Below are 13,397 nucleotides of genomic sequence, written 5' to 3'. Positions count from 1 at the left end.
TCTCAATCCTCCACGGCCTGGATGAAACGCACGATCGCCTTCACCTCGTCGAAATCCTCGGAACGGAACTGATAGGCGAAATTGCCCATGGCCCGGCTGAATACCGCCTCGATCGGCGCGAAATGCACGATCTTGTCACCATGCGCCTTCAAGATGGCCTGGTGGCCGTTGACGTAGCGGATATGGTTCTTGCGGCTGGCATAGCCGACATAATAACGCCCCTTGAACGGACCGCCGACCGCATGATCCGCCACCATGCTGGCCCATTCGCGATAGACGTCCATGTCATAGGCATAGTTGATGGCATCGGTCATCCAGGCGCCGGGGGGGCGCATATTGATCTCCAGCGCCACGATGCGTTTGTCCGTCCGTGTCTGGAAGAACTCGATATGGAAAAATTTCTCGCGAATGCCGAAACTGGCGATGGCGGCCCGTCCCGCCTGTTCAATCGCCGGATCGACATGGGGCAGGCAGTAATAGTTGAGATGGCTGTCGGCGTTGACCACGCCCATGATGGATTGCTCGAAGCGGTGACTGGCGGCGAACACGATTCGGCCTTCGCGATCAACAAGCCCGTCATAAGTGAGCACGATGCCGTCGATGAACTGCTCGACCACATAGGTAACCCCCGGTCGCCGACTGGCCTCGAAACGGTCGAGATCGCCAGCCGAGGCGATCTTCACGGTGTTGCTGGCCCCCGAGCCCTGATCAGGCTTGATCACGAGGGGATAACCGACCTCGCCGATGAAAGCCTCCACACCCGCGCGGTCGACATAGGGGCACTGGCGGATCGTCTCGACGCCCGCCTTGTCGAAAAAGGCCCTCATCTTCGACTTCTGCTTCAGATTGTCGACGAAATCGCGTTTGATGCCGGGAATGTTGAAATCGGTGCGGATTCCGGCATCCTGCTCGAGCCAATGCTCGTTGAGGGATTCAAAGCGATCGATGCGTCCCCAGCGATGGATGAAATGGCCCATGGCGCGCAGGACCTGATCGCCATCCTCCATGTTGGAAACGCGGTAGTATTCGGCGAGCGCGCTTTTGAGCTCGGGCCGCAGTGTCTCGTAGGAAGCATCGCCGATGCCCAGGACCGTCACGCCGGCGCTAGCCAGCCGGCTGCAGAACGTCGCGCCATTGTCGGGGAAATGCGGGGAGAAATAGACGAACTTCAAGGCAAGGCTCCAGAGCGGGCAGCACATCTCGCTCTACAACATCGCGGCCCGCCACTAAAGACCGGCACCATGCCGCTTCTCATCTGAAGTTCCAAAAATACTGGCGCATTGACGGCTGATTTGCCGGGGGACGCGCCCCCCCCGGAGTCCTGTGCCCTCGCCTGCGCTTGGAAACACGCTGGCGAGCAGGTTGGGGATAGTAGAAAAGGGGGCCGCAATGCCCAATCCCGTTCACTGAGGCGTCGTCGAGTTTATACGACCCTCGCCGGCGCGTTTCGCCTGTCTCAAGTGACGCGGATTAGACCCTGCCCCCTTTCTTGCGCACCAGCTCACGCCGGCATCGGACTGCAGTCCTCCTCAGAACATCCGCTTGATGCGGATGCCGCCGACCACCGAGTTGAGCTTCTCCTTCGGCCTGACATCGGCAAGGGTATCGGTGCCCAGCTCACGATCGAACTCCGAGCGGATGTAGGAGACTTCCCCGGTCACCGACAGGCCCTTGACGATCATGTAGGTCAGGTTGCCGGTGATGGCATATTCCTTGGCCTTCAGGTCCTGGCCATTGATGCCGGCACCGTCATAGCGCGTGTCGATATAGCTCGGCACGATGTTGAAGCCCCATTGCGGCGTGAAGTTGCCGCCCAGTTCCGCCGTGATCGACCAGCCCTTGCCGGCTTCCAGCCGCGAAAAGCCGTTGCGATAATAGAAGTCCTGCGCCCGCATGGCATAGAGATTGTCGGCGCCGAGATAGTCCAGCGCACCATCGGCATACTGGCCTTCGATCACCAGATGCCCGTCCTGGAGCTGTGGGATCTTGATCAGCACATCGCCCCCGATCGCATAGCCCCATTTGTTCTGGTGACGCAGGGCGACCCCGTCCGGCGTGCCGTCGTCAAAGCGCGAGGCACTGCGGAACTGATGGGCCGCGGCCTGAAGCGCTACTGTACCCCACTCCTGATCGAGCCTGAGCACGCCGACGACATCCGGCACCTGCTGGCCGCCCTGATAGGCGAACACATCATTCTGGCGGTGATCGCGGCCATCCTCGATCGACAGGGTGGCCGAGAAGCCGCCACCGAACTGCGCCGTGTAGGCGAGCAGGTTCACCGTGTTCGACTGGGCGTAGTAGGGGCCGAAGATGGTGTTGCCATAGTCGTTGTCGTAGAAGCCGAAGAAGGAATGCGCATAACCGGCCGTCAGCCCGCCGAACTGGATGAAGGCCTTGTCAATGGTGAAGCGGTTGCGCTGCTCCGTGCCATTGACACGGGTGGCGGTATTGCTGTCCGCGTTGATCTGGAAATAGGAGCGCAGCAAGCCATATTCGGTCTCGGTGCGGGCATCGAACCAGATACGGGCCTGGGCGTTGAAGGCGGTGCGGTTGTCGTCGCGATTGAACTTGCCGCCGCCATAGACGCGATAGTCTATGCGGAACTCGCTGCCGATCCGCAGGCAGGTATCGCTACCGGGAATATAGAAGAAGCCAGGCCCAAAAGCCGTGCAGACCTTCACATATTCGACGGCCTCGCCCTTGGTCATGGGAAGATCCGCCGCATGGGCGGCCGCAAAACTGGTGAGACCGGCGACTGTTCCCAAAATAAATGATTTTTTTATCATGATTTCCTCCAAGAAAATATCTGCCACCCAGTAAAAGACAGAAGGTCTTCGGATTAAAATCGTATCGGCATCAGAAGCAAAAGTACGACGTTAAAAAATTTACCGCTTGAATCTGAACCAATCGAACCAAGCCGACAACACAAATTCTTGCCACTCGCCTGAGAATGGCTGCTTTTTAGCCTCCTTGTTACTTAAAAGTCACATTGCAACAACGACATGCTGCAACTCCACCTTGCACCGAGCGGTAAACCAAGGTCACCGCTTGGTGGGACGCCCGGCGACGGAAACGCTCCATCCGGGCAAGAAAAAAGGCGGGCCCGAAGACCCGCCTGTCGACCACCCCCCGGGGTTGGCCATGATCGTATTTTAGAGGATGCCGGGCAAAGCCGGCACGCCGCCTTACTTGTTCAGCATCGGCAGATTCATGCCCTGCTGCTTGGCCCAGTCGATGGCGATGTCGTAGCCGGCGTCGGCATGGCGCATCACGCCGGTGCCGGGATCGTTCACCAGCACGCGGGCGAGGCGGCGGTCTGCGTCCTCGGTGCCGTCGCAGACGATGACCATGCCCGAATGCTGCGAATAACCCATCCCGACACCGCCACCATGATGGAGCGAGACCCAGGTCGCACCCGAAGCGCAGTTGAGAAGGGCGTTGAGCAGCGGCCAATCGGACACGGCGTCCGACCCGTCACGCATCGATTCCGTCTCGCGGTTGGGCGAAGCGACAGAGCCCGAGTCGAGATGGTCGCGGCCGATGACGACCGGGGCGGACAATTCGCCGGTGCGCACCATCTCGTTGAAGGCGAGGCCGAGGCGGTGGCGCTGTCCCAGGCCGACCCAGCAGATGCGGGCGGGCAGGCCCTGGAAGGCGATGCGCTCGGCGGCCATGTCGAGCCAGTTGTGCAGATGCTTGTCGTCGGGAATGAGCTCCTTGACCTTGGCGTCGGTCTTGGCGATGTCGGCAGGATCGCCCGACAGGGCCGCCCAGCGGAAGGGGCCGATGCCGCGGCAGAACAGCGGGCGGATATAGGCCGGCACGAAGCCCGGAAAATCGAAGGCGTTGTCGACGCCGACTTCCTTGGCCATCTGGCGGATATTGTTGCCGTAATCGAAGGTGGGCACGCCCATCTTCTGGAAGTCGAGCATGGCGCGCACATGCACGGCCATCGACTTCTTGGCCTCGGCGACGACATGGGCTGGCTCGGTGCGGGCGCGCTCCTTGTACTCCTCCCAGGTCCAGCCAGCAGGCAGGTAGCCGTTCAGCGGGTCATGCGCGGAGGTCTGGTCGGTGACCATGTCCGGGCGGACGCCGCGGGCCACCAGTTCGGGCAGGATCTCGGCGGCATTGCCGAGCAGGGCGATCGAGACGGCTTCCTTGCGGTCGCAATGATGTTTGATGAGTTCGAGCGCGTGATCGAGATCCCGGGCCTGCTTGTCGACATAGCGGGTGCGCAGGCGGAAATCGATGCTCTGCTGCTGGCATTCGATGTTGAGCGACACGGCGCCGGCGAGGGTCGCGGCAAGCGGCTGAGCGCCGCCCATGCCGCCGAGACCGGCAGTGAGCACCCAGCGGCCGGCGAGGTCCCCGCCATAATGCTGGCGACCGGCCTCGACGAAGGTCTCATAGGTGCCCTGCACGATGCCCTGCGAACCGATATAGATCCAGGAGCCGGCCGTCATCTGGCCGTACATCATCAGGCCTTCGGCATCGAGCTGGTTGAATTTTTCCCAGGTCGCCCAATGCGGCACCAGGTTGGAATTGGCGATCAGTACGCGCGGGGCATCGGCATGGGTCTTGAACACGCCGACCGGCTTGCCCGATTGCACCAGCAGCGTCTCGTCATTGTTGAGGTTCTTCAGTTCGCGGACGATGGTGTCGAAGCACTCCCAGTCGCGCGCGGCGCGGCCGATGCCACCATAAACCACCAGTTCCTTGGGGTTCTCGGCGACGTCGGGATCGAGATTGTTCATGAGCATGCGCAGCGGCGCTTCGGTCAGCCAGCTCTTGGCGTTGAGCTGGGTGCCACGCGGGGCGCGGATCTCGACATCGCGGAAACGGGCATTGCTTAGCATGTACATGACCTCCTGTTACTTGTATATACAAGTTAGCAGCAGTTTTACGAGCCGTCAAGGGCATCTGACGCCCCGGACGACTACCCCACCCGGTTCGAGTGCCGGCGATGCTCGATGCGATAACGGCCGCCCGGCAGCAACAGACGCACCGCCGTGACGACATGCTGCACAGCCTCTTCTTCCCCGCCGGCTTCCGGTGTAGGCGCCCCAACCCAGCCGGTGGCAAATGTGCGGCGACGGATCAGCAGACAAGGATCGGCCCGCGAGATCGCCAGCAGTTTGCACTCCCAGGCCTGCGGCAGCACCGCCTCGATGCGATGTTCCGCCTCGCTCCACGGCACCACCGCACTGAGCACCTCATTGGGCGTCACCTTGGAAAAATCATGGTCGAGATAGGCCGGCGCCACGGCAGGATTGACGAAGCGATCCTCGAGCTGGATCGGCACGTCATTGTCGCAATGCACGACGATCGAGTGAAAAACCGGGCTTCCGATCGGCAATTCGAGCAAATCGGCGATGTCCGGCGTCGCTTTCAGCGTGTCGAGCAGGAGAACCTGCGCGCTGTAATCGTGGCCGCGCCCACGGATCTCCTCGGCGATATTGGTGACGGCAAACACATCCGAGTGGCTGTTGCCGCCGGCGACGAAGGAGCCCCTGCCCTGCATGCGCACCAATACGCCCTCGAGACTGAGTTCGCGCAGCGCCCGGTTCACCGTCATGCGACTGACCCCGAGCTGCTCCACCAGCTCGCTTTCAGAAGGAATGCGATGATCCGGCGGCCATTCGCCGCTACGCACCCGCGTCAGGATGTGCTGCTTCACCTCCGCATAGAGCGGCGTGACCGATATGGCGGGTTCCGGCTTTCGGTCCGGCGACATGCTCATGGCGACGTCATTCCTCAAAAATCGCTTCACCGTGTCACACGGCGCTTGTCACGACTGCAAAAATATGTATAAAACTTATACATACAAGTTGCGAACTCGTCGGTACACAAACATGCCCGATTTCCGCCCACAACTCCAGAGCAACCACAGCCTTCATGCCAGCCAGGCCCTGCTGCCCGATGGCTGGGCGAGGAATGTGCGGATCGACATCGATGTCGCAGGCCGGATCAGCGCCGTGACCCCCGATGCCCCGGCCGATGGCGCGCAGATCACCGCGGGGCCCGTGCTGCCCGCCATGCCGAACCTGCATTCCCACGCCTTCCAGCGCGCCATGTCCGGCCTTGCCGAAGTGTCCGGCGCCGGCAGCGACAGTTTCTGGACCTGGCGCGAGGAAATGTATCGCACCGTCGGCCAGATCACGCCCGAGGATGCGCAGGCGATCGCCACCAAGCTCTATGTCGACCTGCTCAAGGCCGGCTTCGGCTCGATCGCCGAGTTCCACTATCTGCATCACGACAAGAGCGGTGCCCTCTTTGCCGACCGCGCGGAGATGGCAAAGCGCATCCTGGCCGCGGCCAGGACCAGTGGCATCGGCATGACGCTGCTGCCCGTCTTCTACGCCCACGCCAATTTCGGCGGCGTCGCCCCGCATGAGGGCCAGCGCCGCTTCATCCACGACGTCGAAGGCTTCGAGCGGCTGATGGCGGACCTTGCCCCGGCCTGCACCGCACAAGGTGCCACGCTCGGCTATGCCTTCCATTCGCTGCGGGCGGCAACGCCGGAAGAAATGACCACGCTGCTGGCAAGCCTGCCCAAGGTGATGTCGAAACCCGGGCCGCTGCATATCCACATCGCCGAGCAGCAGAAGGAAGTCGACGATTCCATCGCCTGGAGCGGCAAGCGCCCGATGCAGTGGCTGTTCGATCATATGCCGGTCGACGAGCGTTGGTGCCTGATCCACGCCACCCATGCCGATCCGTCCGAGCTCACCCGCATGGCGGCGAGCGGTGCCGTCGCGGGCCTGTGTCCCGCGACGGAAGCCAATCTCGGCGACGGTATCTTCGAGGCGGTCGCCTATCGTGCGCAGAACGGGCGGTTCGGCATCGGCACCGACAGCCATGTCTCCCCCAGCGTCGTCGACGAACTGCGCGCGCTCGAATATTCGCAGCGCCTGCGTGACGAGCGCCGCAACCGCCTCGCCAACGGCCCGCACCGCTCGGTCGGCCGCGATATTTACGACGCAGCGCTCGCCGGCGGAGCCCAGGCCCTCGGCCAGCGCATCGGCGCCATCGCCCCCGGCATGACAGCCAGTCTCGTCGTGCTCGATGGCGATGATGCTTTCATGGACAGCGCCAAGGATGACGCTATTGTCGATCGCTGGCTGTTCGCGCTTGGCGACCGTACGGTGCGTGACGTCATGGTTGAGGGGCAGTGGCGTATCCGCGACGGGCGCCACGACCAGGACGACATCATCAATGCGGCCTTCAAGACCGCGATCAGAAACCTGGCGCGCCAGTGAGGCACGCAGGTTGCGATCAACATAGGGGAATTGATGATGAAGAAGACCCTCATTTCCACCGCCATCCTGGCGCTGGCGACGCTGATGAGCGTTCCGGCCGCGCAGGCCAAGGAGTGGAAAACCGTCACCATCGGCCTGGAGGGCGCCTATGAGCCCTGGAACCTGACCAAGCCCGACGGCACCATGGACGGCTTCGAGGTCGACCTCGCCAAGGATCTATGCGGGCGCATCAAGGTCGAATGCAAGTACATTGCCCAGGACTGGGACGGCATGATCCCGGGCCTCAATGCCGGTAAATTCGACGTGATCATGGACGGCATGTCGATCACCGCGGAGCGCAAGAAGCAAATCGACTTCTCGCGCCCCTATGCCGGTGAACGGGCCGGTTTCGCCACGCTGAAGTCGAGCGACCTCGCCAAGATTCCGGGCAAGGGCACCATCGTGACGCTGTCGGGCGATGCCACCAAGGACAAGGCCACGCTCGATACCCTGCGCGAAGCGCTGAAGGGCAAGTCCGTCGGCGTGCAGGTCGCCACCAACTATGCCGAGTGGCTGGCCAAGAACTTCAAGGACGTCGTCACCGTCACCGAATACAAGACCGTCGGTGAGGCCGATCTCGACCTGGCCGCCGGCCGCGTCGACGCCACGGTAGGCGACATCACCTTCTATGCCTCGGTGCTGCCCAAGCCCGATCATTCGGAAATGACGCTCACCGGCCCTGAAATCACCGGCCCGGTCTGGAGCGAAGGCATCGGCCCGGCCTTCCGCAAATCCGATACGGATCTGCGCGACATGTTCGACAAGGCGATCGGCGAGGCCCAGGCCGACGGCACCATCAAGAAGCTGAGCCTGAAATGGTTCAAGATCGACATGTCGCCCGAGAACAAGTCCTGAGCTGAGAACAGATGCCGACATCCGGGCGGCGACTACGCTCCGCCCGGATACGACCTCATGCAAGCGGCGCAAGACCGATCGGGGCACTGCAAGGGCGATCCAGAATGAAGCCGATCCGGAAAACCGGGCGGCAGAACCCAAAGGGGAACCGACAATGAAGAAATACCTGCTCTCCTCGGCGCTGCTGGCACTGACGGCCATTGCGGCCATGCCCGCGCAGGCCAAGGAGTGGAAGACGGTCACCATCGCCCTGGAAGGCGCCTACGAGCCCTGGAACCTGACCAAGCCCGACGGCAGCATGGACGGTTTCGAGATCGACCTCGCCAAGGATCTGTGCGGGCGCATGAAGATCGAGTGCAAATTCATCGCGCAGGACTGGGACGGCATGATCTCCGGCCTGAATGGCGGCAAGTTCGACATGATCATGGATGCCATGTCGATCACCGACGATCGCAAGAAGCAGGTCGCCTTCTCGCAGCCCTACGCCCAGACCCCGGCCGGTTTCGCCGGGCTGAAGACCGGCGACCTCGCCAAGATGGAGGGCACCGGCACCACGGTGACGCTGACGGGCGAAGCCGGCCATGACAAGAGCACGGTGGAGAAGATGCGGGAGGCGCTGAAGGGCAAGACCATCGGCATCCAGACCGCCACCGTCTACACCAAATTCGTCGAAGAGAACTTCAAGGACATCGCCACCATCACCGAGTACAAGACCTCGGGCGAGCGCGACCTCGACATTACGGGCGGGCGCATCGATGTCGGTTTCGACGACGACACCTATTTCACTTCCGCCTTCGCCAAGTCAGGCAATGAGCAGATGACGCTGCTCGGCGCCCAGATCGCCGGCCCGATCTGGGGCGAGGGCATCGGCCCGGCCTTCCGCCAGTCGGACAACGATCTGCGCGATATGTGGGACAAGGCGATCGGCACCGCCATCGCCGACGGCACGGTCAAGAAGCTGAGCCTGAAATGGTTCAAGCTCGACGTGACCCCTATCAAGGGATCCTGAGCCGCAGGACGCGTCTTTGCGATTGGATGTGTGATCCCGTCTCATCGCAAAACGCCATGCACGAGCCTTGCGGGCCGGCGTAGACGCCCCGCAGGATCGTCGGAGCGGGATTGCGCGGCTGGCCTCACCACCCTTGGTGCGGAAGAACGGTCTGCATCGCAATCATCGCTTCCTGTCTCACTGGCCTACCCCGAGAGGAGAGCCAAATTGTGGACGTAATCACGAGCCTGCCCGACAAGATCTCCTATCTGGTTTCCATTCTCGGTTTCGGTGAGACCGGCTGGGGCTTCTATCTCCTCGCCGGCGCCGCGATGACCCTCGCCGTCACCCTCGCTGCGATGCTGATCGGCGCCGTCGTCGGCTCGTTCGTCGCCTGGGCCAAGATCACCGACAACCTGCCCGCCCGTATGGTGGGCAATGTCTACACAATCGTGCTGCGCGGCGCCCCCGAACTTTTGATCATCTACATGGTCTATTTCGGCCGCGTAGTCGACGTGGTCGGCAACTCACTGGGCGCGCTCGGCATCGGCAACAGCACGATCGTCAACAATTTCCTGGCGGGTGCGCTCGGGGTCGGCCTGATTTCCGCCGCCTATCAGGCGGAAGTCTTTCGCGGTGCCTTCACCGCCATCACCAAGGGTGAGATCGAGGCGGGCCGCGCCATCGGCATGCCGCGCTTCATGCGCTTTCGCCGCATCATCGCGCCGCAGATCATGCGCTTCGCCATTCCCGGTCTCGGCAATGTCTTTCAGCTCAGCGTCAAGGACTCGGCCCTGATCTCGGTTACCGGCCTGATCGAGATCATGAACGCCACCAACAAGGCGGTCGGATCGACGCGGCAATCCTTCCTGTTCTACACCGTCGCCGCCTGCCTCTACCTCGTCCTCACGACCTTCTCGACCCAGATCTTCAATGCCGGCGAGCGGCGTGTGGCCAAGAGCTTCCGCCGCCCGGTGGGACAGTAGGTGCCGCCATGAGCCTCGATTTCGCCCTCGAAGCCCTGAGCAAGATCCTCGCCGTCCTGCCGACGACGTTGATGCTCTTCATCTTCTCCGTCCTGCTCGGCCTGGCCTTCGCCCTGATCGTGCTGTGGATGCGCATGAGCAACAACCGCCTGCTGGTCGGTCTGGCCAAGGCCTATATCTTCACGTTTCGCGGCACGCCGCTGCTGATCCAGATGTTCCTGATCTTCTACGGACTGGCGCAATTCCAGTTCATGAAGGAATCCTGGTTCTGGCTGGTGCTCAAGAACCGCTTCGCCTCGGCCGTGTTCGTGATGGCGCTGTGCACCGCCGCCTATCAGGCGGAGATCCTGCGCGGCGGCCTCCTGGCCGTGTCAGCTAAGGAGATCGAGGCCGCGCGTGCCATCGGCATGTCCGGCTTCAAGTTGCTCTACCGCATCATCGCGCCCATCGCTCTGCGCCAAGCCCTGCCAGCCTATTCGACCGAGGTGATCCTGACCTTGAAATCGACCTCCCTGGCCGGGCTGATCGGCGTGGTCGAGATGACCGGCATCGCCCAGAAGATCGGCCGCCAAGCCCTCCTCGACGTACCGGTCCTGGCCCTGGCCGGGGCGATCTACCTCGTCCTGAGCTACGGTATCATCTTTCTGCTAGGCCTCGCCGAACGAAAACTCTCCCCTCATCTGCGCTTCATGCCGCCCAGCGCGCAGACACCGCGCACCATCGTCGGCTGAAAGGAAACGTCATGACCGCTTCCAGCGAAATCGCGCTCAGCGTCAAGAACATCCGCAAGAGCTACGGCGATCACGAAGTGCTCAAGGGCATCTCGCTCGACGCCCATCAGGGCGACGTGATCTCCATTCTCGGCGCCTCGGGCTCTGGCAAGAGTACCTTCCTGCGCTGCATCAACCTGCTCGAGACGCCCGACGAGGGTGAGATCGTCGTTGCCGGCGAGAAGGTCGAGATGCGCCGGACCAAGAAAGGCCAGCTCGCCCCCACCAACGGCAAGCAGGTGGACCGCATCCGATCCGAACTCGGCATGGTGTTCCAGAGTTTCAACCTGTGGTCGCACATGACCGTGCTGCAGAACCTGATCGAAGGGCCCGTGCATGTGCTGGGCCGTCCCAAGGCCGAGTGCGTCGCCGAGGCGGAAGCCCTGCTGGAACGGGTCGGCCTCGCCGAGCGGCGCAACTACTATCCCTCCCACATGTCGGGCGGCCAGCAGCAGCGCGCCGCCATCGCCCGGGCGCTGGCCATGAAGCCAAAGGTGATGCTCTTCGACGAGCCGACCTCGGCGCTCGATCCCGAACTGGTCGGTGAAGTCCTGCGCGTGATGCGCGGCCTCGCCGAAGAAGGGCGCACCATGCTGGTGGTCACCCATGAAATGGGCTTTGCCCGCAACGTCTCCAACCGCGTGATGTTCCTGCACAAGGGCGAGGTGGAGGCCGACGGCTCGCCCGACGAATTGTTCAAGGAAGCGAAGTCGGAGCGCTTCAAGCAGTTCATCTCCAGCCAGCATCATTAATGACCAAAAGCGCCAATCCGCCGTTTTGACGGATAAAGGGCGACAATCCCTCCCCGGCTTCGGGGAGGTCGCGCACACAGTTTGTGTGCGCTGGGCTGAGCGTAAGCGAGGTCGGGTGGGGTCGAGTGGCGCGACTTGGCCATTTCTTGCCCCCTCAACACCACACTCCCCCTTCCGTCGATGCTGTGCATCGACACCTTCCCCGAAGCCGGGGAAGGATAATCGCGCCCTATTTGCCAGGTCTCCTCGCATGTCCATCATCCTTGACCGTCCCCTCACCTGGCGAGAGATCGCCGCCATTGCCGACGGGACGGAACTCTCCCTTTCCGAGGCTGCCTGGCAGCGCCTGGCCCAGGCCCGCGCCATCGTCGATGCCATCGTCGAGCGCGGCATCCTCGCGTACGGCGTGAACACCGGCGTGGGCGGCCTCGCCAACGTCATCGTCGACAGGCCGCAACAGCAGCAATTGTCGCGCAACATCCTGATGAGCCATGCCGTGGGCGTCGGTGCTCCCCTCGGCAAGGCCGAAACGCGGGCGATCATTGCCGCAGCCATCAACAATTACGCCCATGGCCGTTCCGGCGTCAGGCCTGACGTGGTCGAACAGATGCTGGCCCTGCTGACGCAAGACTGCTTGCCCGAGGTGCCCTCGCTCGGCTCGGTCGGCTATCTCAGCCATATGGCCCACATCGCCCTGGTGCTGATCGGAGAGGGCCACGCCGTCGTCGACGGACAGAGATTGACGGGGAGCGAGGCGCTCGCCCGTATCGGGCGCACCCCGTTGGTGCTGGAGGCCAAGGAGGGCCTGAGCCTGGTCAATGGCTCGCCCTGCGTCACCGGCCTCGCCGCGCTCGCTCTGGCCCGCAGCGAAAAGCTGGTCGGCTGGGCCGATGTCACTGCCGCCATGAGCTTCGAGAACCTGCGCAGCCAGCCCAGGGCGTTCGACGAGGCCTCGCTTGCCCTGCGCATTTCGGCAGGCATGCAGGCGACGGGGCGGCATCTGCGCGCCTTGCTGGACGGCAGCGCCATCCTGGCTGCCGCGGCCGGGCGCCAGACCCAGGACCCGCTCAGCCTGCGCGCCGTGCCGCATGTCCACGGCGCGGTGCGCGACGCACTTGCCGAGATCGGCGCCACTGTCGACCGGGAACTTGCCTCGGTCACCGACAATCCGGCCGTACTCGGCACGCCTGAGGCACCCGAGGTCTATTCGCAGGCGCATGCCGTAGCGCCCGGCATCGCGCTCGCCATGGACACGCTCGCCATCGCGATGGCCGAGTTGGCGGCGATGGCGGAACGGCGGATCGACCGCCTCGTCAATCCGCATGTCAGCAATCTGCCGGCTTTCCTCGCCGTGGGCAGCGGCGTCTCCTCGGGCTTCATGATCGCCCAGTACACCGCAGCCTCTCTGGTGGCGCTCAATCGCCGCCTCGCCAGTCCCGCGAGCCTCGACGGCGGCATCACCTCGGGCCTGCAGGAAGACCATCTCAGCCACGCCACGCCTTCAGCCCTCAAGGCCCTGCAGATCCTCGACAATGCCGAGTACATCCTGGCGATCGAACTCATCGCCGATGCCCAGGCCTATGACCTGCAGGCCGAAGATCACGCCAAGGCGCCCGGCACCGACACCTTCTATCGCGACGTGCGCACCGCGCTGCCGCCCTATCGCGACGATCGTCCTTTGGCTGATGACATCGCCGTCGCGCGCGGGATCATCCGCCGAGCCGACGCCAGTGGCGCCTGAAGCT

General features: G+C 63.0%; 11 protein-coding genes. 7 read left to right on the top strand and 4 right to left on the bottom strand.

The genetic code is table 11. From position 1 onward, the window contains the following. Positions 1-2: 2 nt before the first annotated feature. The 4 genes from AB4037_RS08040 to hutC form a co-directional block, all read right to left on the bottom strand. Positions 3-1,172 carry an ATP-grasp domain-containing protein gene (locus AB4037_RS08040; RefSeq protein WP_441771136.1) on the bottom strand — a complete coding sequence of 390 codons (1,170 nt, stop codon included), beginning with the start codon at positions 1,170-1,172 and terminating at the stop codon, positions 3-5. A gap of 357 nt (positions 1,173-1,529) precedes the next feature. Continuing rightward, complete coding sequence (locus AB4037_RS08035; RefSeq protein ID WP_441771135.1) at positions 1,530-2,786, bottom strand: porin; 1,257 nt, start codon at positions 2,784-2,786, stop codon at positions 1,530-1,532. A 399-nt stretch (positions 2,787-3,185) separates the two neighbouring features. Continuing rightward, positions 3,186-4,859: a urocanate hydratase gene (gene hutU, locus AB4037_RS08030; protein ID WP_441771134.1), complete on the bottom strand. Its 1,674-nt coding sequence runs from the start codon at positions 4,857-4,859 to the stop codon at positions 3,186-3,188. A gap of 80 nt (positions 4,860-4,939) precedes the next feature. Continuing rightward, positions 4,940-5,743, bottom strand: a complete 804-nt coding sequence (gene hutC, locus AB4037_RS08025) for a histidine utilization repressor (RefSeq protein WP_434958363.1) — start codon at positions 5,741-5,743, stop codon at positions 4,940-4,942. A 112-nt stretch (positions 5,744-5,855) separates the two neighbouring features. On the opposite strand from hutC, the gene AB4037_RS08020 reads away from it, so the two are divergent. From AB4037_RS08020 to AB4037_RS07990, 7 genes are all read left to right on the top strand, one after another. After that, positions 5,856-7,262, top strand: a complete 1,407-nt coding sequence (locus AB4037_RS08020) for a formimidoylglutamate deiminase (protein ID WP_441771133.1) — start codon at positions 5,856-5,858, stop codon at positions 7,260-7,262. Positions 7,263-7,298: 36 nt separating this feature from the next. Next, entirely contained in the window at positions 7,299-8,156 is an 858-nt protein-coding gene (locus tag AB4037_RS08015; RefSeq protein WP_434959710.1) for a transporter substrate-binding domain-containing protein, read from the top strand. 154 nt (positions 8,157-8,310) lie between these two features. Further along, a complete protein-coding gene (locus AB4037_RS08010) occupies positions 8,311-9,165 on the top strand; it encodes a transporter substrate-binding domain-containing protein (protein ID WP_434958365.1) in 855 nt (284 codons plus the stop codon). A gap of 209 nt (positions 9,166-9,374) precedes the next feature. After that, on the top strand, positions 9,375-10,130 hold the full coding sequence (locus AB4037_RS08005; protein WP_434958366.1) for an ABC transporter permease: 756 nt from the start codon (positions 9,375-9,377) through the stop codon (positions 10,128-10,130). 8 nt (positions 10,131-10,138) lie between these two features. Next, entirely contained in the window at positions 10,139-10,861 is a 723-nt protein-coding gene (locus AB4037_RS08000; protein ID WP_434958367.1) for an ABC transporter permease, read from the top strand. A gap of 11 nt (positions 10,862-10,872) precedes the next feature. After that, positions 10,873-11,652 (top strand): ABC transporter ATP-binding protein, encoded by a 780-nt coding sequence (locus AB4037_RS07995; RefSeq protein WP_441771132.1) that lies wholly within the window; start codon positions 10,873-10,875, stop codon positions 11,650-11,652. 250 nt (positions 11,653-11,902) lie between these two features. Beyond that, positions 11,903-13,393: an HAL/PAL/TAL family ammonia-lyase gene (locus AB4037_RS07990; RefSeq protein WP_441771131.1), complete on the top strand. Its 1,491-nt coding sequence runs from the start codon at positions 11,903-11,905 to the stop codon at positions 13,391-13,393. The last annotated feature ends 4 nt before the right edge of the window (positions 13,394-13,397 follow it).

Source organism: Labrys sp. KB_33_2 (assembly GCF_052114505.1).
Taxonomy (GTDB): Bacteria; Pseudomonadota; Alphaproteobacteria; order Rhizobiales; family Labraceae; genus Labrys.
Note: the sequence above shows the minus strand (reverse complement) of the source record. Positions and strands in the feature narration are given on the sequence as shown.

What these genes read in the sequence shown, in the direction of transcription:
- AB4037_RS07990 (WP_441771131.1), top strand. Translation starts at nt 11,903, where the DNA reads ATGTCCATCATCCTTGACCGTCCCCTCACCTGGCGAGAGATCGCCGCC.
- AB4037_RS08020 (WP_441771133.1), top strand. Translation starts at nt 5,856, where the DNA reads ATGCCCGATTTCCGCCCACAACTCCAGAGCAACCACAGCCTTCATGCC.
- AB4037_RS08015 (WP_434959710.1), top strand. Translation starts at nt 7,299, where the DNA reads ATGAAGAAGACCCTCATTTCCACCGCCATCCTGGCGCTGGCGACGCTG.
- AB4037_RS08000 (WP_434958367.1), top strand. Translation starts at nt 10,139, where the DNA reads ATGAGCCTCGATTTCGCCCTCGAAGCCCTGAGCAAGATCCTCGCCGTC.
- AB4037_RS07995 (WP_441771132.1), top strand. Translation starts at nt 10,873, where the DNA reads ATGACCGCTTCCAGCGAAATCGCGCTCAGCGTCAAGAACATCCGCAAG.
- AB4037_RS08010 (WP_434958365.1), top strand. Translation starts at nt 8,311, where the DNA reads ATGAAGAAATACCTGCTCTCCTCGGCGCTGCTGGCACTGACGGCCATT.
- hutC (WP_434958363.1), bottom strand. Translation starts at nt 5,743, where the DNA reads ATGAGCATGTCGCCGGACCGAAAGCCGGAACCCGCCATATCGGTCACG.
- hutU (WP_441771134.1), bottom strand. Translation starts at nt 4,859, where the DNA reads ATGCTAAGCAATGCCCGTTTCCGCGATGTCGAGATCCGCGCCCCGCGT.
- AB4037_RS08035 (WP_441771135.1), bottom strand. Translation starts at nt 2,786, where the DNA reads ATGATAAAAAAATCATTTATTTTGGGAACAGTCGCCGGTCTCACCAGT.